This window comes from Otoolea muris (assembly GCF_943193115.1).
Taxonomy (GTDB): Bacteria; Bacillota; Clostridia; order Lachnospirales; family Lachnospiraceae; genus Otoolea; species Otoolea muris.
Genome location: NZ_CALPCY010000019.1, coordinates 13,833 through 35,022 on the forward strand (window position 1 = coordinate 13,833; position 21,190 = coordinate 35,022).

Annotated in this window: 15 protein-coding genes; 12 read left to right on the plus strand and 3 right to left on the minus strand. The window is 52.7% G+C overall.

Going from position 1 to position 21,190, the window contains the following annotated elements:
* Window positions 1–98: 98 nt before the first annotated feature.
* The 5 genes from NFS31_RS12790 to NFS31_RS28475 all read left to right on the plus strand — a co-directional run bounded on the left by NFS31_RS12790 (window position 99) and on the right by NFS31_RS28475 (window position 13,678).
* Window positions 99–743 carry a hypothetical protein gene (locus tag NFS31_RS12790; RefSeq protein ID WP_251495639.1) on the plus strand — a complete coding sequence of 215 codons (645 nt, stop codon included), beginning with the start codon at window positions 99–101 and terminating at the stop codon, window positions 741–743.
* A gap of 69 nt (window positions 744–812) precedes the next feature.
* Complete coding sequence (locus NFS31_RS12795) at window positions 813–2,915, plus strand: DNA topoisomerase 3 (RefSeq protein ID WP_251495641.1); 2,103 nt, start codon at window positions 813–815, stop codon at window positions 2,913–2,915.
* 3 nt (window positions 2,916–2,918) lie between these two features.
* Window positions 2,919–4,508 (plus strand): YodL domain-containing protein, encoded by a 1,590-nt coding sequence (locus tag NFS31_RS12800; RefSeq protein ID WP_251495643.1) that lies wholly within the window; start codon window positions 2,919–2,921, stop codon window positions 4,506–4,508.
* A 4-nt stretch (window positions 4,509–4,512) separates the two neighbouring features.
* A complete protein-coding gene (locus NFS31_RS12805; RefSeq protein WP_251495645.1) occupies window positions 4,513–4,794 on the plus strand; it encodes a hypothetical protein in 282 nt (93 codons plus the stop codon).
* A 142-nt stretch (window positions 4,795–4,936) separates the two neighbouring features.
* Window positions 4,937–13,678 carry a MutS N-terminal domain-containing protein gene (locus tag NFS31_RS28475; protein WP_331482625.1) on the plus strand — a complete coding sequence of 2,914 codons (8,742 nt, stop codon included), beginning with the start codon at window positions 4,937–4,939 and terminating at the stop codon, window positions 13,676–13,678.
* Between the two features lie 40 nt (window positions 13,679–13,718).
* On the opposite strand, the gene NFS31_RS12825 is transcribed toward NFS31_RS28475, so the two are convergent.
* The 3 genes from NFS31_RS12825 to NFS31_RS12835 all read right to left on the minus strand — a co-directional run bounded on the left by NFS31_RS12825 (window position 13,719) and on the right by NFS31_RS12835 (window position 16,275).
* Window positions 13,719–15,212, minus strand: a complete 1,494-nt coding sequence (locus tag NFS31_RS12825; protein ID WP_251495649.1) for a recombinase family protein — start codon at window positions 15,210–15,212, stop codon at window positions 13,719–13,721.
* Between the two features lie 167 nt (window positions 15,213–15,379).
* The gene (locus NFS31_RS12830) at window positions 15,380–15,823 is read right to left on the minus strand and encodes an SWIM zinc finger family protein (protein WP_251495650.1); all 444 of its coding nucleotides are present in this window, start codon (window positions 15,821–15,823) and stop codon (window positions 15,380–15,382) included.
* A 50-nt stretch (window positions 15,824–15,873) separates the two neighbouring features.
* Window positions 15,874–16,275 (minus strand): helix-turn-helix domain-containing protein, encoded by a 402-nt coding sequence (locus NFS31_RS12835; RefSeq protein WP_251495652.1) that lies wholly within the window; start codon window positions 16,273–16,275, stop codon window positions 15,874–15,876.
* 178 nt (window positions 16,276–16,453) lie between these two features.
* Here NFS31_RS12835 and NFS31_RS12840 point away from each other — a divergent pair, with 178 nt between their 5' ends.
* The 7 genes from NFS31_RS12840 (at window position 16,454) to NFS31_RS12870 (ending at window position 21,190) form a co-directional block, all read left to right on the plus strand.
* Complete coding sequence (locus tag NFS31_RS12840; RefSeq protein ID WP_251495655.1) at window positions 16,454–16,657, plus strand: helix-turn-helix domain-containing protein; 204 nt, start codon at window positions 16,454–16,456, stop codon at window positions 16,655–16,657.
* 19 nt (window positions 16,658–16,676) lie between these two features.
* Complete coding sequence (locus tag NFS31_RS12845) at window positions 16,677–17,345, plus strand: Rha family transcriptional regulator (RefSeq protein WP_251495658.1); 669 nt, start codon at window positions 16,677–16,679, stop codon at window positions 17,343–17,345.
* A 12-nt stretch (window positions 17,346–17,357) separates the two neighbouring features.
* Entirely contained in the window at window positions 17,358–17,519 is a 162-nt protein-coding gene (locus tag NFS31_RS12850) for a BOW99_gp33 family protein (RefSeq protein ID WP_251495661.1), read from the plus strand.
* 36 nt (window positions 17,520–17,555) lie between these two features.
* Window positions 17,556–19,106 carry a hypothetical protein gene (locus tag NFS31_RS12855; protein ID WP_251495664.1) on the plus strand — a complete coding sequence of 517 codons (1,551 nt, stop codon included), beginning with the start codon at window positions 17,556–17,558 and terminating at the stop codon, window positions 19,104–19,106.
* A gap of 146 nt (window positions 19,107–19,252) precedes the next feature.
* Entirely contained in the window at window positions 19,253–19,738 is a 486-nt protein-coding gene (locus NFS31_RS12860; RefSeq protein WP_251495667.1) for a cell wall hydrolase, read from the plus strand.
* A gap of 2 nt (window positions 19,739–19,740) precedes the next feature.
* The gene (locus tag NFS31_RS12865; RefSeq protein ID WP_251495748.1) at window positions 19,741–20,109 is read left to right on the plus strand and encodes a hypothetical protein; all 369 of its coding nucleotides are present in this window, start codon (window positions 19,741–19,743) and stop codon (window positions 20,107–20,109) included.
* Window positions 20,102–21,190, plus strand: coding sequence for a hypothetical protein (locus tag NFS31_RS12870; protein WP_251495670.1), 1,089 nt, complete (start codon window positions 20,102–20,104; stop codon window positions 21,188–21,190). Before NFS31_RS12865 ends, NFS31_RS12870 begins: the two co-directional genes overlap by 8 nt.

Sequence of the window (21,190 nt, forward strand, 5' to 3'; positions counted from 1 at the left end):
CCTAAATTTCATGTGGTTTTGAGAAACAACCTATGCTAAAATTAGAAACATATTTGCTATTGATTTTCGCTATATATTCACGATTTAGGAGGCAATTTATGTTTGACTGGTTAAAAAGGCACAAGATACCGATAGCAATAATTTCATTTGTTATTATTTTTGGAGTTCCACTAATTATTCATGTATTGTTTAAAATTAAAGCACCTAATTCATTTTGGGTTGCTGAATGGAGTGCCGGTGATTTGTTAAGTTATTACGGCTCAATCTTAGCCTTTTTAGGTACAGTAGTATTAGGTATTTTAGCCCTCTATCAAAATCATATAATAAAAATCGAATCAGATCGAAGAACAGAACTTTTAGAACAAATGGAATACGAACGCAATATTCCTAAATTTAGTGCCTTTTCAAATGGGACACAGGGACGAAAATCACATTTAAAATTTAATATTCAAAATATATCTGAAAATATTGCAAGTGAAGTAAAACTTTATAATATTAAGATTTTTAGTCCCAATAATGATATAATTTGGAAATCAAATGATGATTATCAATATCCTTGTATTCCAAGTAATGGCATATATCAAGTGGATTTGAAGAATCCGGGACTTGAAGAGGAAGGATGTATTTTCTTTTTAGAACTACAGTGTACTGACAAATTTAACAAACTTCATAAATTTGAGATAAAGGGACTATGCCAAAAAGGAGAAAATTATCCAGCTTTTAAAGTAACAAAATCAGAATAAACATTTTTCAGAGAGCAGTCAATAATGGTTGCTCTTTTTTGTTTTCAAAAATTGGCAGGAGGAATTTTTATGAAACTTGTGATTGCCGAGAAGCCCAGCGTGGCCCAGAGCCTTGCCGCTGTGCTGGGGGCCGGAAAACGGGGGCAGGGGTATCTGGAGGGGAACGGCTATCTTGTGTCCTGGTGCGTGGGGCATTTGGTCGGGCTGGCGGCGGCTGACGCTTACGACCCTAAATATTCCAGGTGGTGTTATGAGGACTTGCCCATTATACCGGAGAAATGGAGATACGCTGTCGCCCCGGACAAAAAGGAACAGTATGAGGTGCTGGTTTCGCTGATGAACCGCCCGGACGTGGAGAGCCTGGTCTGTGCCACGGACGCAGGCCGGGAGGGGGAACTGATCTTCCGGCTGGTTTATGACCATGCAGACTGTAAAAAGCCTTTTGACCGCTTATGGATTAGCAGCATGGAGGATTCCGCTATCCGGGAGGGGTTTGCCGCACTGCGCCCTGGAAAGGACTATGACCGGCTGTATGAAGCCGCCCTCTGCCGTGCCAAGGCGGACTGGCTGGTGGGGATCTCCGGCACACGGCTGTTTTCTTCCCTTTACCAGAAAACCCTGAACGTGGGCCGGGTCATGACGCCGACCCTGGCCCTGGTGGTGGAACGGGAGGCGGCGATCTCCGGGTTTAAAAAGGAAAAATTTTATACCGTTGCTCTGGATTGTGGGAAGTTTTCCGCCGTCAGCGGGCGGTGTGAAAACCGCAAAGCCGCCGACCATTTGGCTGCCGCCTGCTACGGTCAGGCTGCTGTTGTAAACAAGGTGGAGAAGAAACAAAAGTCTGTCCAGTCCCCAAAACTGTATGACCTGACCTCCCTGCAAAGGGACGGGAACCGGATTTTTGGCTACACGGCCCAGCAAGTCCTGGATTACGCCCAGGCGTTATATGAGAAGAAACTGCTGACCTACCCCCGCACGGATTCCAATTATCTGACGGAGGACATGAGGGATACTCTCCCCGGACTGTGTGAGGCGGCCATTTCTGCCCTGCCCTTTCCGGTGACAGTTTCCGGCGTGGACGCCGCCCGTGTGACAGACAACGCCAAAGTGAACGACCACCATGCCCTGCTCCCCACAAACCAGATGGCCGGGGTTGACCTTTCGGCGCTGCCTGCGGGGGAACGGAACCTTCTGACCCTGGTGACGATACGGCTTTTGTGCGCCGTGGGGGAAAAGCAGGTTTATGAGGACACGGAGGCGGAGATCACCTGCGGCGGCGGTCTGTTTACGGCAAAGGGACGGGTGATCGTTTCCCCCGGATTTACAGAAGTGGAGCAGGCGTTTCTTTCCACCCTGAAAAAGAAACCGGAAAGTGATTCTAAGGAAGAACCGGGAGCCCTGCCGCCTCTCTCCCAGGGGCAGACCTTTGAGAAGATGAAAGCGACCGCAAAGGAGGGAACCACAAGCCCGCCCCGGCATTTCACGGAAGATCTGCTCCTCTCGGCCATGGAACACGCCGGCGCTAAAGAGTTTGCCCAGATCGGGGACGTAGAGCGCACGGGCCTTGGAACCCCGGCCACCCGTGCCGGCGTGCTGGAAAAGCTGGTGCGAGGGGGATTTTTGGAGCGCAAAGGCAGACAGTTACTCCCCACCAAAAAGGGAACCGACCTGATCGCTGTCCTGCCGGACACGGTGAAATCCGCCAGCCTGACCGCCCAGTGGGAATCGGGCTTAAAGGACGTGGAACGTGGGGAACAGTCCGCCGCCGCTTTCATGGAGGGGATCGAGGGCATGGTTTCTGACCTGGTGGCCCAATACCGGGGCGTTTCCGTGGATACCTCTATGTTTCGGTCAAGGGAAGTGATCGGAGCCTGCCCCCGCTGCGGGAGTGACGTGGTGGAGGGAAAGAAGAATTTTTACTGTACCAGCCGGGAATGTCCGTTTTCCATGTGGAAAGACGACCGGTTTTTTACTTCCAAGCACAAGGAACTGACCAAGCCCATGGCGGCGGCTCTGTTAAAGAACGGGCGTATCAAGGTAAAGGGGCTGTTCAGTGAGAAAAAGGGCGTTCTCTATGACGCTTTCGTAGTGCTGGCGGACACGGGCGGAAAGTATGTCAATTATAAGATTGAACTGCCACCCAGACCGAAAAATACCCAGGGAAAGGAGTAAACTATGGATATAAAAACGTTGTTAGATAACGAGATCGACATACTCCTGGCTGCCCTTGACCGCTTAAAGATCTATGACATCAGCCTTTCCTATACGGCAGACGGGCAGATAACCGCAAGGGATTATGAGAACCAGTGGACAGCAAAAGAATTTTATGAGTTTCTCTTAAATGAGGCTATCTCCTATCAACCGGACGGGACGAGCGCTGTGATGGCAGAGAACACACTGTTGTCCCTGCGCCGGCTGGGGGAGCATTACGGCGCTGTCTTTCCGTTTATGGAGCAGGCAGAAAGCCCAAAGCGGGAGGCGGACACGTTTACCATTTACCAGTTAAAGGACGGGGAGGCGCTCCACTACCACCGGTTTGAGCCTTTGGAACGGTTGGAAAAGTCCGGGCTTTCTGTGGAGCCGGACAATTACAGCCAGGTTTACACCGCCCCGCTGCCGGAGGGCGGCTCTGCCCAGGATAAGCTGAACCAGATTTATGAGAGGTTCAATCTCAACCACCCGGCGGATTTTAAGGGGCACAGCCTTTCCGTGTCCGACATCGTGGTATTCCATGAAAATGGCAGGGATACGGCCCACTATGTAGACCGGTTCGGGTTTCAGGAAGTGCCCCAGTTCATCGCCCAGGAGCCGGGCCGGTTCCGCTATTACATTACCCAGGAAGCCATGAATATCGGCACTTACCCCTACATGGGGCCAACGGACGTGACCAGGTTCACCGCCAGGCCCCACAAATATGAGCGGGGCACGGTGGAGGCTTTTGGCTATGCGGAATATCCTGGCCCTCTGTCACCGGAACAGTCCCGGTCATACGCCCTTATCCCGGCTGCCGCCAATGAGAATTATCTTAAAAACGCCGAGATGTCGATGGAAGCCAACACCAACATGATCGACGGAATCCTGAACAACCTGCCGGAACAAAAGCAGGAGCCGGGGGATTTTAGGGAACCGGAAGTCTTTCCCGTGGAGCCAGTGGGCCGGTTTAAACGCCACATCGAGCCGGACGAGATCACCCCGGAGCAGCTGATCATCAAAGGCGGCATTGTCCTCACCCCCTGCGCCTCCAACCCGGAGTATTATGAATCCACCAACCGGAACGTGGCAGGCCGGTACATTGACGCCCGGATCTATGAAGTGGCCGGACGGAACAAAAGGGGAAAGCCTACGGCCTTTCGTGTGGCCGAGGGCGCAGCTGTGGAAAATCCCCTGGAACCGGCTGGCAAGATGATCGGGATCACCCAGTCCGGCGGGATTGTTTGCGGCCTGGTGGAGAAATATGAGATGGAGGGCTTTGTCCTGGCGGACAAGACGGTGCTGCTTGAAAAGGAACGTGACGCCCACGGAAACTATTACGCCGGTATCAGTCTGGACGGCATGATGTTAAAGCTGCCGAAGATGTATGCCGCTGTCACTGATGAAAAGGGGAAAGTCCTGGCTTTCCGGGAAATGCGGGAGAAGGATTTTTCCAGGGAGGAACCTCCTAAGAAGGCAGAGAAAAAGCCCTCTATCCGGGAGCAGCTTGGGAAAAAAGTGAGCCAGAAACCGGAGTTAAAGCCGCCCGCCAAAAAGAAAAGCCATGAGAGGTGAGGCCATGAACGTGACAAAGTATGAGCAGGAAACCATTATCCTCTTTAATGAGCAGGAGGCCGCCGCCACGATCTATACCTACAATACCGGCTTGCAGCGCACGCTTATCTCCTTGTGCGAAAGCCACCCGGCCCAGGTGCGGCAGACCGAGGACAACGGGATCGGGGCGCTGACCTTTGAACTTCCCAAGAAGTGGGTCAAAGTATCCCCGCCCAGGGCGCTGTCGGAGGCTCAGAAGAAGGTGCTGGAAGATATGAACCGGAAGAACCGGGAGCGCCGGAAATAACATTTACGTGGCCCGCAAAATAGCAGACTACATAACCCCTATTACCAAACAGCTTGTTACCCAACAATCACCTATCCATAAACCACCCGGAATTTGCCCGCCCAGCAGGTTCCGGGTTTTTTCGTCTGAAAGGAGGTCAATTATGGCAGACAGATGGTTTACGCACATCTCCGAACTGGCAAAGCAGGCCCAGCAGGAAGTCACCAGATCGCCGGAACAATGGCAGAAATTTTTAACTACCGCTTCCCGCTTTTACAAAAGCTACAGCTTTGACGACCAGCTTTTAATCTATATCCAGCGCCCGGACGCCACGGCCTGTGCCGACATGGAAACCTGGAACGGCAAAATGCGCCGCTGGGTCAACGCCGGCTCCAACGCTATCGGCTTAATCCGCAAGGGAACCGGCGGCAGGCCCTATATCCAGAACGTCCATGACGTTTCCGACACCCACCGGGTCAGGGGAGGCAAAGACCCCTGGCTCTGGAACATGGAGGAATCCTACCACGCCCCGGTAGTGGAGCGCCTGGCGAAAGCCTTTGACATTCCCGGAACCGGCAGCCTGGGCGACACGGTCATGGAGGCCGCCGCCCGTGTGGTGGAGGACAGCTACGGGGAATACCTCCGTGACCTGCACTATGAGGTGGAGGACAGCTTTTTAGAGGAACTGGACGACCAGAACATCGACCTTATCTTCCGTGACACCCTAAAAGCCAGCGTCCAGTACGCCGCCCTGACCCGCTGCGGCCTGGACGCCTCCCTTTACCTGGACACGGAGGACTTAGGCGACGTGGTGAATTTCAACAACGTGGGAACCCTGGCCTGCCTGGGAACCGTCACCGCCGAGGCCAGCCGTGCCGTCTTAATGGAGGTGGGGGAAGCGGTCAGGCTCGCCCAGCTTGAGCAGGCAAGGCAGGGGCAGAAAGGGCTTGCCAAAACCCAGGGGATCGCCTATAATGAAAGTGCAAACTTTAACGCTTTAAATCGTGAAAGGAGAAAGGAACATGAACAATCTGACATACACCAACCGGAACGGATACCAGATACCCAATCTCGTGATGGACAGCAGGGAAGGAGAACCGGAAACCCTGACCAGGTTCGGCAGGGCCAGGGAGAAATACCTGATGGAACACCGGAAAGCCCTTTACACCAGCCTGCTCTTAAAGGGAACCCTGTGGAGCCATTTGACGGAGATCGACCAGGCGGCCAACGAGCAGATGGACAGCCTGACGGCGGAACTGGCAGCCAGCGAGGGCGTGACGGAGAGGCTGAAAGCGGAGAACCAAATGGCTTGGGTGGGACAGCTGAACAATATCCGCCAGCGGGCCGAGGAGATCATCATGGCGGAACTGATCTACAGCTGAATACGGAGCCGGAAACGGCCAGACCAGAAGCGGCGGGCATTGGGCCTGCCGTTTCTGCGTCCCTGGAAATGGCTGTGGAGATGGGCGGGCCGTTTTCCGGCACGCCTTACTCCCAGCTTTCCCTATTCCCTACGGTGGAGGAACAGATCGGGCGTATCGCCCAGGCCGGAAGGGAGGAACCTGCCCCTGGAAGTTCCCTCATGGGGGTCGTGCCGGAGCAGGCGGTGGAGAGAATCTTATCCGCCGGAACCAATGACCCGGCCAGCGCGTTGCGGATCTATGCCCAATACCAGGCCGGCGCAAAGGCCGGGGAAATGGCGGTTTCTTTACGGCGAGAATTTGGCCGAGGGGGGCGTGGCTTTTCCATTGACGGCGCTTCCTACGCTGTGTGGTTTGACGGGAACGGGCTTGCCATAAACAGCGGAAAAAGCGCCCGGTATGACCGGGAGAGCCTGCGCTTATCCTGGACAGAGGTGGAAAGCCGTATCCGCCGCCTGGTGGAAAGCGGCGGATACCTCTCCCCGGAGCGTGCCGCAAAGACCTGGGACAATGAGGCCCACGAACTGGCGGAGAGCCTCTGGTATCTCCGCCAGGATTTTGGCGAGCCGGCACGCCAAGCCGGGCTGCTCCCCCTGGTGAGTGAGGTTTACATGGAACGGGGCGGATTCCCGGAGGCGACAGAGAAGCTGGAAGCCATGCTGCAATCCCCGGAAAAGACAGCCGCTCTTGCGGAAGAAATGCGGGAACTTTGCTCCACATACGCCGAAAACCCGAATATCCTCCGGTTCCATTTCCACCGCCCCCTTGCGGTAATGAGGCGGCTGGAACGGCTCCAGACTTCCGTAAAAGTATTTCCGCTGACAGAGGGATTTAAGGAGGAGCGCCCCGCTTTTATTACCGAGGACGAGATCGATGAAGCCGTTGCCCCAGGAGGAAGCTATTCGGACAGCAGGCTGGCGGCTTATGTGTTCTTCCAGAACCACCCTGACCGGAAAGAGCGTCAGGAATATTTAAAGGAATCCTTTGGCACTGGCGGGGCCGGCAGGCTTACCCAGGACACCTGGCATGACGCCAAGGGGTTCAAACTGAAAAGAACCTTTGAGGAGCCATACGCCCAGATCGCTTTAAACTGGAACCAGGTAGAGCGCCGCATAGACAAACTGATGGGAGCCGGACGTTTCCTGACACCGGACGATCAGGCACGCTTCCCGGAATATGAGAAGTTTATCCTCTCCCGTGATGTTAACGCTTTCTTTTACTATGGGGCAAAGGAACAGCGGCCTTATGAGGAACCGGACTTTGGAAAGGGCTGGGAAACCGTCCGCAAGTTGATTGACGACCCGGCCCAGGTGGATACCCTTCTTTCCGTGATGAGGGACGGTTTACAGTCCATGGCTGTGGGGCAGCGTGGCTATGAGGTATGCGCCAACGCTTATGACAGCCTTTCCGCTTACAAAGACGGCACATACTCTCTCCTTGGCCGCCCCGTGCCTGCTCCCGCAAAGGAAACCATGAAGGGGGCGGGACAAACGGAACCCGGCAAGAACCGGGAGAAACAAGGGCCGGCAAACCGTGAAAAACGCCCCCAGGACGCCGCCAAGTCCACCCTTAACCGGTTAAAAAGCCAGAGCCGGAAACAGACGAGGGAAGAACAAACCGGCCAGCTTGCCTTTGATTTCTCCGGCGGGACGGTTTCCATGGAGGAAAAAACGGTCACAGAAACCACGGCGGAGCCGGAAGCGGCCCACCCTACCCTCCGTGACCTTTATCACCAGTACCAGCCTGTGGTGCTGTCCCAGGTATTTGAGGACAGCGCCTTTTTTCATGCCCTTAAAAACTCTGACGAGCAGAACCTTCTCCTGGAATGTGACGCCGCTATCCAGCGAGCCGTCCTTTCCCTGGGGGAAACGGAACTGACCAAAGCCTATTTTGACACGCCCCAGTTCCATAACCGCCTGCACCGGGAGATTCTGGCGGAGGCAAAGGAGAGCCTTTCCCGGAACCCAAGGCGGCTTTATGAGGCAGCCCTGCCGGAACTGGTGGAAATGGTGAAACAGAGTGAGAGCTATCCCTTCCTCCGTGACCGGGATACGGATGTGGTGGAGGCGCAAAGGGAACTTTATGCAGAAGTTGATAACCTGCTGGCAGGCTTAAAGGACAAAAGCCCTGCCCTCTATGAAGCCTACACCACCCTGCCGGATTTCCGGGAATATCTGGTGGAGGATATTTTACAGCGCACCTACCAGGACGTGGCGGCGGACAGCCATACCAGCGTGGAGCAGCATGAAAAGGAAGCAAACGCCCCGGCATGGGTGAGGGGCGGCGCAAAGACGGAGGAATCACCGGAACCGGGAACAATGGAAACAGAGAATGCCATAGAACCGGAAACAGCCGGGGAAACCTGCCTTGTCCCCCATATCCATGCTTATAACGCCTTAAAAGAGGCCCACCCGGAGGAACTGGTGGGAATCCAAAACGGCGGTTACTGTCTGTTTTATGGTGAGGACGCAAAGACAGCTTTTGAGAAAATGCCCGTGTCCTGGCTGCTCCCCGCCGACCTTCCCGGTATCGGCCAAGTGACCGTGGCGGGAATAAGGGAGGGCTGGCAGGAGATCGCCGCCCGGTTAATGGAGGCCGGACAAAGCGCTGTATTCTTCCAGGATAACGGTGAGGATTACACCGCCCTGGGCCGCACCCTGGCTCTGAAAGAGCCTGACCAGGCCGATATACCACACTTGCCCCAGGAGCCGGAAAATCCTGCCCGTGGCGGCGTGCCGGAAGGGGAAAAACAGCCCAGCCCGGAGCCGAACCTGATTCCGCTTACAGAGGAATATTTACAGTTAAAGGCCCAGTACCCCGGCCATGTGGTCGGCGTCCGTGTGGACGACCTCTATCTATACTATGGCAAAGACGCCGAAACCGCCGCTAACGCCCTGGGGAAAAAGGCGATCACCAGGGAAATACCGGGGCTTGGGAAAACTCTTGTCACCGGTTCCCGCACAAGCTGGCAGGCCCAGGGGGAGAAACTGTTACAGCACGGCAGCAGCGCCGTTTTTGTCCGCCCGGAGGGGAATACCTACACCGTTGTAAAAGAACTGGAAATATCCGATTATCTCCCCATTGGACTTCAAGTGACGGACGATGAGCGCACTTTTATTATTGAGAGCGTGGACTACGATTTCGGCACGGTCAGCCTCCGTGACGAAACCTTCGCAGGCAGCGCCGGCTTTCCCATTTTTCGGAATGAGCCGGTTCCTTATGTGCGGGAACTGGTAAAGCAGGCGCTGGAGCAGGAACGGGAAGCCCTGCCTTCCGCCGGCCTGACACCAAATATTACCCACCAGGAGCAAGAACCACTCGCGCAAAAACCTTTGGCACCGGAGTCATTGACGCCAGAGCCGTTCATGCCAGAGCCAGCAGCGGCAGCACCACCGGAACCGCCCAAGGCGGAAAATTTCCGTATCACTGACCCCGACCTTGGGGTGGGCGGGCCGAAAACAAAGTACCAGGCGAATGTGACCGCTATCCGGCTCTTAAAGGAACTGGAAGCCGCCGGGCAAAACGCCACCCCGGAGGAGCAAACGACCTTATCTCGGTATGTGGGCTGGGGAGGAATCCCCCAGGCGTTTGACGCCAATGATGAAAAGTGGACAGCGGAATATGCCGAACTCAAAGGGCTTTTAACCCAGGCGGAATATGAAGCCGCCAGAGGCTCCACCTTAAACGCCCACTACACCGCCCCGGCCATTATTGAGGGGATTTACAAGGCTGTGGAGCAGATGGGACTGAGTCCCAAAAATCTGCTGGAGCCTTCCATGGGCACGGGGAATTTCCTGGGTATGCTGCCGGATTCCATGAAGGATACCGCCCTTTACGGCGTGGAACTGGATTCGATCACCGGCAGGATCGCCAGGCAGCTTTATCCCCAGGCCCACATCACGGTGGACGGATTTGAGCGGGTGCGTTTTCCTGACAATTCCTTTGACCTGGCGGTGGGCAACGTGCCCTTTGGCAATTACCAGGTGGCAGACTCCCGGTATGACAAGGAACATTTTTTTATCCACGATTATTTCTTTGGGAAAACCCTGGACAAAGTGCGCCCTGGAGGTATCGTGGCTTTTATCACCTCCAAAGGAACCCTGGACAAGCCAAACAGCGCCGTCCGGGAATACTTAGCAGAGCGGGCCGACCTTCTGGGGGCTGTCCGGCTGCCCAACAACGCCTTTTTGCGCAACGCCGGCACGGAAGTCACCAGCGACATTCTGTTTTTGCAGAAACGGGAGAACCCGCCGGAACATCTGCCGGACTGGGTGGAGGTTTCCCAGACCGGGGACAAAATCCCCATAAACAAGTATTTCCTGCGGCACCCGGAAATGGTCTTAGGAACCATGGTTTGGGAAAGCGGCCCCTACGGGCAGGAAACCGCTTGTAAGCCCCTGCCGGATACGGATTTAAAGGAACAGCTTGCCCAGGCGATTACCCACCTGGAAGCCCCAGATCACTCCCTGCTCATGCGGGAAATCGAAGCGTCTGGGCAGCCAGAAACACCGGAATCTCCCACGGAGGCCCGCAATTTCAGCTACACCCAGGTGGAGGGCAGACTTTACTACAAGGAAGATGGCAGCCTGCTTCCGGTGACGGTTCCGGCAGCCACAGAGGAACGTATCCGGGGAATGATCGTGCTGCGTGACATCACCCGGAACCTGATTGAAGCCCAGTTAAACAGCGGATTGGAGGAAGAGATCAAGAACCTGCAACAGAAGCTGAACACCGCCTATGACCAGTTCACCGGCAAATACGGCCTGCTGAACAGCACCGGCAACAAGCGTGCCTTTGAGCAGGACAGTTCCTACTGCCTGCTCTGCTCCCTGGAAGTCTTGGACGAGGACAGGAAACTGGAACGGAAGGCGGATATGTTTTCCAGGCGCACCATTAACCAGGCGAAACGCATTGACCATGTGGACACTCCCACGGAGGCCCTGGCGGTTTCTATCGGGGAGCGTGCCGGGGTAGACCTTCCCTTTATGGCAGAACTGTTAGACCGGCCTGGGGAGGAGGAAAGGATTGCCGGGGAACTCTCCGGGGTGATCTTTAAAAACCCGGAGAAAAGCTGCCATGACCCACTGTCCGGCTGGGAAACCGCTGATGAATACCTTTCCGGAAACGTGCGGAAAAAGCTGGCGGCGGCCAGGGTCGCCACGGAGCGTGACCCCGCTTATGAGGCCAACGTGTCAGCATTGGAAAAATCCCAGCCAAAGGACTTGTCGGCTGCGGAGATCGACGTGCGGATCGGGGCCACCTGGATTGACTCGGAGTATTATACCCAGTTTACTTATGAACTGCTAAAGACCCCAGGCTATTTAAGAGGGGACACCATTGCCGCCCGCTATTCCTCCGCCACCGGCGAGTGGAACGTCAGCGGCAAGGCCCGTGACAGCGCAAACAACACCCTGGCCTATGTGACCTATGGAACCAAGAGAAAAAACGCCTACGCCATTATCGAGGACAGCTTAAACTTGCGTGACTGCCGGGTGTATGACACAATCCATGAGGCGGACGGCACGGAAAAGCGGGTACTGAACACCAAAGAAACCATGTTGGCCCAGCAGAAGCAGGAAATGGTGCGGGAAGCCTTCAAGTCCTGGGTGTGGAAAGACCCCCAGAGGCGGGAGGTACTCTGTGGGAAGTACAATGAGATTTTCAACAGTATCAAGCCCCGTGAGTACGATGGCAGCCATATCCGGTTTACGGGCATGACCCCGGAGATCCACCTGCGTCCTCACCAGTTGAACGCCGTGGCCCGTATGCTCTACGGCGGCAACAGCCTTTTAGCCCACTGTGTGGGAGCCGGCAAGACCTTTGAGATCATAGCGGCGGCCATGGAGGGGAAACGGCTGGGACTCTGCCGGAAAAACCTGGTGGTGGTTCCCAACCATTTGACGGAACAATGGGGCGCTGATTTCCTGCGCCTCTATCCGGGAGCCAACATTTTAGTGGCCACCAAGAAGGATTTTGAACCCCAGAACCGGAAGAAATTCTGTTCCCGTATCGCCACCGGGGATTATGACGCCGTGGTGATCGGCCACTCCCAGTTTGAAAAGATTCCTTTATCCCCGGAGCGCCAGAAGGAAATCCTGCGGGATCAGATCGACCAGATCTTAGACGGGATTGCCGAGGCCAAGGAGCAGAACGGGGAACGCTACACCATTAAGCAGCTGGAGAAATCCCGCAAGAGCCTGGAGGCCAAGCTGCAAAAGCTGAACGACCAGAGCCGCAAAGATGACGTAGTGACTTTTGAGGAACTGGGGGTTGACAAGCTGTTTGTGGACGAGGCCCACGGCTTTAAGAACCTTTTCCTCACAACGAAAATGCGGAATGTGGCAGGGATCGGCCAGTCCGAGGCCCAGAAGTCCAGCGATATGTTCGCCAAGTGCCGGTATCTGGACAGCATTACGGGAGGAAAGGGCGTGGTATTCGCCACCGGAACCCCGGTGAGCAACTCCATGGTAGAACTTTATACCATGATGAGGTATCTCCAATATGACCTCCTAAAAAGCACCGGCATGGAACACTTTGACAGCTGGGCGGCGGCTTTCGGGGAAACGGTGACGGCCCTGGAACTGGCGCCGGAAGGCGGAGGCTTCCGGGCAAAGACAAGGTTCGCCAAGTTCTTCAACCTGCCGGAACTCATGGCCATGTGGAAGGAATCGGCAGACATTCAGACGGCGGAACTGTTAAAACTTCCCGTGCCGGAATCGGAAAACCTCACAATCGTCACCAAACCCAGCGAGTTTCAAAAGGAACTGGTGGCCGAACTGGGGGAACGGGCGGAGGACGTGAGAAACCGCCTGGTGGAACCCAGAGACGACAATATGCTCAAGATTACGTCAGACGGAAGGAAGCTGGCCTTAGACCAGCGGCTGGCCTACCCGGAACTGCCGGACGACCCGGAGAGCAAGGTCAACGCCTGCGTAAAAAATGTGCTGCAAGTCTGGCATGATACGAAGCCCCAGAAAGGGGCGCAGCTGGTTTTCTGCGACCTCTCCACGCCCCATGGGGATGGCTCTTTCAATGTGTATGACGACATCAAACAAAAGCTGATGGCCCAGGGCGTGCCGCCGGAGCAGGTGGCTTTTATCCATGACGCAAAGACGGATGCCCAGAAAGCGGAGTTGTTCTCGAAAGTCAGGAAGGGCCAGGTGCGTGTCCTCTTAGGCTCCACCTCCAAAATGGGGGCAGGCACCAATGTCCAGAAAAAACTTGCGGCCCTCCACCATTTGGACTGCCCCTGGCGGCCCGCTGACATCGAGCAGCGTGAAGGGCGTATCCTGCGCCAAGGGAACCAGTTTAAGAGCGTGAAGATTTTTAAGTATGTGACGGAAGGAACCTTTGACGCCTACAACTGGGGGCTGATCGAGAACAAGCAGAAATTCATCGGCCAGCTGATGAGCGGCAAGAACCCCTCCCGTTCCTGCGAGGACGTGGACGAGGCCGCCCTCTCCTATGCGGAGGTGAAGAGGTAAGCGGCTATTAGTAAGTGAAAAAAACAATAGCCGCTTGTTTTCAGCAGAAAGCCCAGTATATAGTTATATCCCCGTTGAGGTACACGACTTTTTCTATAAGGGTATGCACCAGGTCATAAAGCGCGGCATTATCCCCGCTTTCTATAACGGCCCCCAGGCTTGCGAGGGAGGCTATAGCAGCTTCCTTTGACAGCTTCCCGGTACTTTCCCTTTCGGCTTCGTCCAGGCGCTTCTGAACCGCTTCCCGTTCTTCCTTAAGGGCAGCAAGGCGGCCTTGTATTTCTTCCAGTTCCATAACCCCGGATTGATACAAATTAAGAAGGCGCGTAAGTTGCTTTTCTACGCTTGCAAGGCGCTCCTGGAACACCGGCAGGTCGGGCGCGGCTTCTTCGGCGCTTTCTTTGATAAGGGGATCGAGGGCAGCCGGATCGAGGGCGAGCTTTTTAATTTCTTCCAGCACCAGGGCGTCAAGTTCCGCCAGGGTAAGATGCTTTTTCCGATTGCTACAGTTTTCAGAGCGGATCATGGCCGGAGTAGAACGGCTTACAGAGTAGCACATATATTTCTTTACCCTTTCCCCGCTTTTTTTCTTCCAGGAGCGGACCGACATCCGGGCGCCGCAGTCCCCGCAGAACAGAAGGCCGCAGAGCAGCCCGTCCGACTCGCCATAAGAGCGCTTGAACGCCTGGAGGTTTTGGCTTAAGCGGTCATTGACAGCTTGCCATAGATCGGAGTCCACCAGGGGATCGTGCCGCCCTTCGTAACATTCTTCTTTCATTCTTACCTTTCCCATATAAACCGGATTACGCATAATACGGCTGATACGCCCGACGGCAGAATGGCGGTCAAGCCCAGGGAAAAGCCCGTACTTTTCCTGCACATACCCGGCAACCGCGCTCTCGCTTTTCCCGGAGGCATAAAGCCGGAACATATCCCGGACGGCTTTAGAGGTATACGGATCTACAATAAGGGCAAGTTTGCCGTTTTGTTGCATTTGGTATTGATACCCGATAGGAGCGCGTCCGGAGAAATAACGGCCTTCCTTAAGCCCGGCTTGCTTCCCCATCATAGTGCGGAGCTTTATATTTTCCCGTTCCATTTGAGCGAAAGCCGCCAGTATACCGACCATACACCGACCGAAGGGCGTGGCTGTATCAAAACTTTCCATAATTGAAACGAAGTTGCAGCCATTTTCTAAAAAGACATCTTCCAGCAGGACAAGCACGTCCTTCTGGGACCGGGAGAGCCGGTCGAGCTTCCAGACAATAACCTTTTTTACATAACCGGCCCGGACATCCTTTATAACTTTATTGATACCAGGCCGGTCCAGCGTAGCCCCGGAGTACCCCGGATCTATATGGACCGCGTTTACAGTAAAGCCCATAGCGGAGCAGTAGGAGCGGAGCCTTGCCTCTTGTTCCCCTACGCTGTAACCTTCTTCCGCCTGTTCCGTTGTAGATACCCGGATATATAGATCAGCGACGTTTTCAAGATTGAAAGCCGCTGGAGCCGGGCTTAATTCTTTTTGTTTCATAGAGCATAGTCCTCCTTAAAAACGGGCGCAAAAATAGCCCCGCCTTTTACTTGTGTTTTTGGCCGGACCATGCTATAATACATTTGCTCGGAATGTTTATATAGCATGGCCGCAAAGCCGCCCCGTCCCCGTAAGCCACGCCAATGGCTGGGGGCGGGGTTCCTTTTTTATTTCAAAGTTTCTACGCCGCATTTTGAAGCAAGGTAATACATATGCTTGCAAGGTACTTTTCTTTTCTTAAAATCCGGACAGGAGCAGCGGCGGAACGTTGTCCGATATTTCCCATTAGTAGCACCAGCAAATAAACCGTACTTTAATTCAGTATCTATGTAGGTCGGCGTTAATTCACCATACGCTGCCCTTTCTTTTCTTGCCTGGGCTTTTTCACCTTCAACAAACGCCCAGCGTTTCCAGAGCTTTTCCGCAGGAGTTTTGATATATAAAATATCTGATAGTATGGGGCTGGTTGCAATTATTAAACATATAATTGCAGAGATTATAGCATTAATAAACCCATATGGATTAGGTGTAAATAAACAGCCAGGAACGCAGACAATAAATAAAGCAAATATTGCAAGTTTCCATATTTGGAAAAATCGTAAGTATTTCATTCAGGCACCCTCCTAACAAAACAAATTATTTTGCGTAAATAGTCTTTTATTTACGCTTTTTCTTGTAATATTCCAGACGATACAAATTTTTTATATTTGTTTGATTGGATTAGGTCGTCAGAATAATCAACTAATTTTTCTCGCCCTTCAGCATTTAAGCCCTCATAGTTTACACAGAGAGTTTTTAATAGCGGATCATTTTCTTGTACAACAAGAGCTGAGTACGAAGAATTACTCCTTGGATTATCTGATAACCCTAAAAGCCAATCGGTAGTACACCCACACACGTCAGCGACTTTTAAAATATAATCGCTTCCAGGTTCCCTAGAGCCGTTTTCGTAATTCGTAATTGTTCTATACGGAATATTGAGCATCTCAGCAAAACTTTTTCGATTATGGCCTATAAATTCTCTGGCTTTTATAAGGCGTTCAGATATAACAGCCATTCCCATATGATTACCCCTCCTTTCGCAGTCAACTTTAACACATTCAAAAAGAAAAAGCAACAATTTTTTATCCAATTCGGGTAAAAAATCATAATAAAAGGCTTGACATTTACTCGATTTGGGTATAATGTAAAGAAGCGAACTTACCCAAAATGAGTAAATATATACGGAAGGAGCGAATAGTATGCGTTATAAAAACATTGAAGCAGAGCGAGCAAGGAATGGAATGACAAAAGAAAAGTTTGCCACTTCTTTAGGCGTTTCTGTTAGCACATTAAAAAACTGGCAGAACGGCAAGACGGAAATTCCAGCAAGCAAGATTATTGTAATGGCCAATCTTTTCAACGTTTCCACAGATTACCTGCTGGGACGAACTACAAGCAACTAAAGGGAGGCAGATTTATAGCATGGATAAAAGAAACGGCTTACGCTTTGGCGGGCGGGGCGGCTTCGGCAGCTATAAACATTACGAGCAAACGAGAATAGGAGGAAAATACGGCATGAACAAATTGGAAATTGTATTAGACAGTCGGGAAGTGGCTGCAATGGTTGAAAAGGAACACAGCAAACTGTTAAGAGATATTCGAACCTATGTTGAACAGATGGATGAGGTTAATAAAAAGGCATTTGAGGAAGGGAAAGGAGCCGAAGCCAAAATTGGATTGGGCGATTTTTTCAAAGAATCCAGCTACTTAGATGCCAACAACCAGAGCCGTCCATGCTACCAGATTACAAAAAGGGGTTGCGAATTTATCGCCAATAAACTGACTGGGGTTAAGGGGACAGAATTTACGGCACGTTACATTAACCGCTTTCATGAGATGGAGGATGCACTGGAAGGAGAAAGAAACATTTACAAAGTAAAAGATACAAGCCTCGGAGAAATTACGAGCTTTGTCAGAGAGATGGACAAGGTGATGCGCGACCAGAACTCAAATCCTTCGGATATCGCTGAAGCTTTCAAAGAAGTTTGTGAACAGTTCGGCATAAAGCTCCCGAAAAATTTTGTCAGGGAGCCGCAGGTGATAGAAACAAATTATTTTATTCCGTTTTCTGAGATAAGCGACTGCGATTAAGGAGGATAGCGGATGATTAAACACGTTTTAGCGGACGGAACACAGCTTAAAAGCATAGAGGGGCGGATCATACCGCCGACCGGAAAAACCGAAGCCGTTTACAAATTGATTGCTGACTTTTTGACAAGCCAGAAGCCCAGCACGGCAGCAGAACCGCAGGCAAGCCGGGCGTAAGAGGGCAAAGAAGCCAGGTAGACAAGGAGGGATAAGATGGAATACCAGGACTTAAAGAGCGGGATAAGGAACCACTTAAATGACGCCGCCGAAGATTTCTTTATGGTCGGTTATTTCCTTCGGCAGATCAGCGAAAACGCACTTTTCACGGAGGACGGCTATAAAAATATATGGGAGTTTGCAAAAGGGGAATACGGCTTAAGCACTTCCAGCGCAAGCCGTTTTATGGCAATTAACGCCCGCTTTTCCATTGACGGCGGCGAGCATATGGCGGAGAAGTACATCGGGATGGGCGTAAGCAAATTACAGGAAATGCTGGGGCTTCCCGACGAGGAGCTGGAGAAGGTAACGCAGGAAACCACCGTAAGAGAAATAAGGGCAATGAAAAAGAAGCAGGAGGAACCGAAGTCATTTTTTGGACTTCCTAAAACAGTACGCCCGGAAGGTTCCTTACTTACCACACCCGGATGCGGCGACGGAAAATACGATTGTTTCAGTTGCGCCCGCCCTTGTGGCATACGGCAGGAAGAACGATACTGCAGGGACGCGCCGCTGGGGAACCCGTTTTTTTGCACCCAGATGAGCGAAGAAAAGCGGCTGGACATTGAGGCGGGGCTTTTCAGCGAAAAGTGCCAGCACCTACATCCAGAGCTTGCACCGATACGGGAAGGGGATAAGGAGCCAACGCCCTGCTGCCTTACTTGCGAACATAAAACTTGTTATTCCCGTTGCGACGTCGCAAAGAAAAAGGACGAGGACGAGAAAAAGAAGGCCCAGGAGGAACTGCAGAAGCAGCAGCGCGAGGCCGAAGCAAAGAGGCCGGAACCTTCCGACCGCGATATAAAAGCCTTTTACGACTGGGCCGGTATTAAGACCACGGACAACATCACGGCGGAGGACTTAAAGAAGCGGTACAAAAACGCAGGAGGCGGAGGCGGCAGGGGAGCCGCGCTGCAGGATTACACCGGGAGCGCCAGGGGCATCCGGATCAACCACAAAAAGGAGCTTACCTGGGTGCAGATTGCTAAACGGATTAAGGAGATCCAGGAGGCGGAGAAAAAGAAGGCCGACTTTGTGGAGCGTTCCAACGGGGCGCAGAAAAACGTCCGCGACCTTATTAAGCAGCAGGAGGAAAAGCGCCGGATTGAGGCTGAGGAAAAGAAGGCAGCCAGGGCCGCCGCGAAGCTGCAGGCAGAGGCCGAGGAACCGGGAAAGCCGGAAATCATAGACGGCGATTTTCGGGAGGTTGAGGAAAACGAAGAACAGCCCATCACCGCCCAGGAGCCGGAGCTGGTACTTTGCGACACTTGCGAGCATGAGGGTGAGTGCGCGGGCAAAAAGACCCACGAGAACGGCTGCATGGGGTACGAGGAAAAGGCCCAGGAGCTGGAGGCCGAAGCGGAGCCGAACCCGGAGGAATACTCCCGCTTTGACGTTGCGGACATTCTTAAAAGAGAAAGCGCCTACCTTAAGGACGGAGGCGAAGCAGGCGCCCCGGCAAAGTTTATCCGGAACCACAAAATCCTGGTTGACGCCTTAACCCTTTTACTTGAAAAGATGGACGCCGAAGGAGGTGCGGAGGATTGACGCGCAGAGAATACCGCAGACGGAGAAGGCGGAGGGCGCGGCGCCGGTACTTGATAAAGCGGATAGCAATAAGCAGCGCCTTTCTATTGGCAACCGGAAGCGTGTTCTTTTCAGTATACGCTGTGACGAACCAGGAGCGCCCAGCATTGGAGGAAACGGAAGCGGTCGGGGAAATGCCCACCATAGCGCCGGAAGCGCCTACAGAGGCGCACAGCAAGGCGCAGGAGGGGAAGGACTTAGGCTGGACAGCCGCCGAGGAATACAAGGCCGCAAGGATGGCCATGGCGGAGGCGGAGGGCGAGGACACAGAAGGGAAAGCGCTTGTTATTCTTGTAATTTACAACCGGCAGCACTCCGGGAAGTTCCCGGACACCGTAGGCGGCGTTATTTCCCAGGAGAACGCCTTTACTTCCTACCATAACGGCAGGTACGACCGAGTAAAGCCGGATGCGGACTGCTGGGCGGCGCTTGACTTGATACAGATCCAGGGCTGGGACGAAAGCCAGGGGGCGCTATACTTCGAGCGGACGCCGGAGGACGAGGAAAGCACCTGGCACAGCCGGAACCTTGAACGGCTTTTCACACACGGGAACCATACATTTTATACAGAGAAGGAGGCGAAAGACCCTTGAAGATGGCAATGAAGGACGGGCAGATCCTTATAAAAGATGCCGATAACACACAATTCACGATTATTAAAAGTTGGAGCAAGATGAAGTGGAGCAGGGCGGAGCGGATGTTTTACGGGCCGGCGGAAATTGAGCTTTTAAACAAGCTGGCCGGAATAGTACGGCTTCCCGGACCCATTGAAGCAGAGCGGCAGAGGTTGAACCAGATCGCCCAGGCAGTAGACGCAGAGCGGATGAAAACGGACCCGGAGCCACTTTATAAGTACCCGGTCAAGTTTCCGCTTTTCAAGCACCAGACCAGGGCGGCAAACATGGCGCTTATTACCTTCGGTTTAGTTCCGCCGCCTGAGAACAGGAGGGATGTGGATGAGTGAAAACATTTTACAGCGTATGGAGCGTATCGACGCAAAACAGAAAATTTCCAGCTTTATGGTAAAGGAAAAGCAACCATACGATTTTAAAGTAAAATACGCAACCATACGCGCAAATGAATTTGCAGAGGAATGCTATAAGCGGGGATTGAATTACCATGTTTCCGTAGGAGGATTGGACAGTATTACACTATTTCTTTTCTTAAAAAGAATACATATTGATGCCCCAGGGATTAGCGTTTCTTTTTTGGAAGATCCAAGTATACAAAAAATTCATAAGGAATTAGGGATTGAGCGTTTAAAATCTTCTGTTCGGTATACGGACGATAACGGCATGGAACACAGATGGAGCAAGACGCAGATTTTACAGGAATTTGGCTTTCCGGTTCTTTCAAAAGAAATAGCCGGAAAAATTGAAACATTGGCAAACCCGACAGACAAAAACAAAACCGTCCGCCATGCAATTATTACAGGAGAAACCGGGGAATACGGAGGCTTCCAAAAAAACAGCAGGACGAAGATGTCACAGAAATGGCTTGAAAAATTCGGGGGCTATGCAAACGAAATTGAAGGAACAAGCTACCAGGTTCCACCGTTTAAAGTTTCCTCCAAGTGTTGTTATTACTTGAAGGAGAAGCCGTGCGACGATTGGGCAAAGGAAAATAATAGCGTACCGTATTTAGGCTTAATGGCTTCTGAGGGGGGCAGGAGGGCGAAAAGCCTTAGAATTAACGGATGTAATTATTTTGGAAAGTCAACAACCAGGTCTTGTCCGTTTGCTATTTTCAATAGACAAGATTTATTACAGCTTGCGCTTGATTTAGAAGTGCCAGTGCCGGAGATTTACGGAACCATTGAGAGGAAAGAAGACGGAACGCTTTACACAACGAAAGCACAAAGAACCGGCTGCAGTATGTGCGGCTTTGGAATCCACCTTGAAAAACGACCTCACAGATTTGACCTATTAAAAGAGCAGCACCCGAAAGAATGGTATTTCTGGATGTATGAGTGTTGTGTAGACGAAGAAACGGGAGAGAAATACGGTTGGGCTAAAGTGCTTGATTATATAGGTGTTGGATATTAA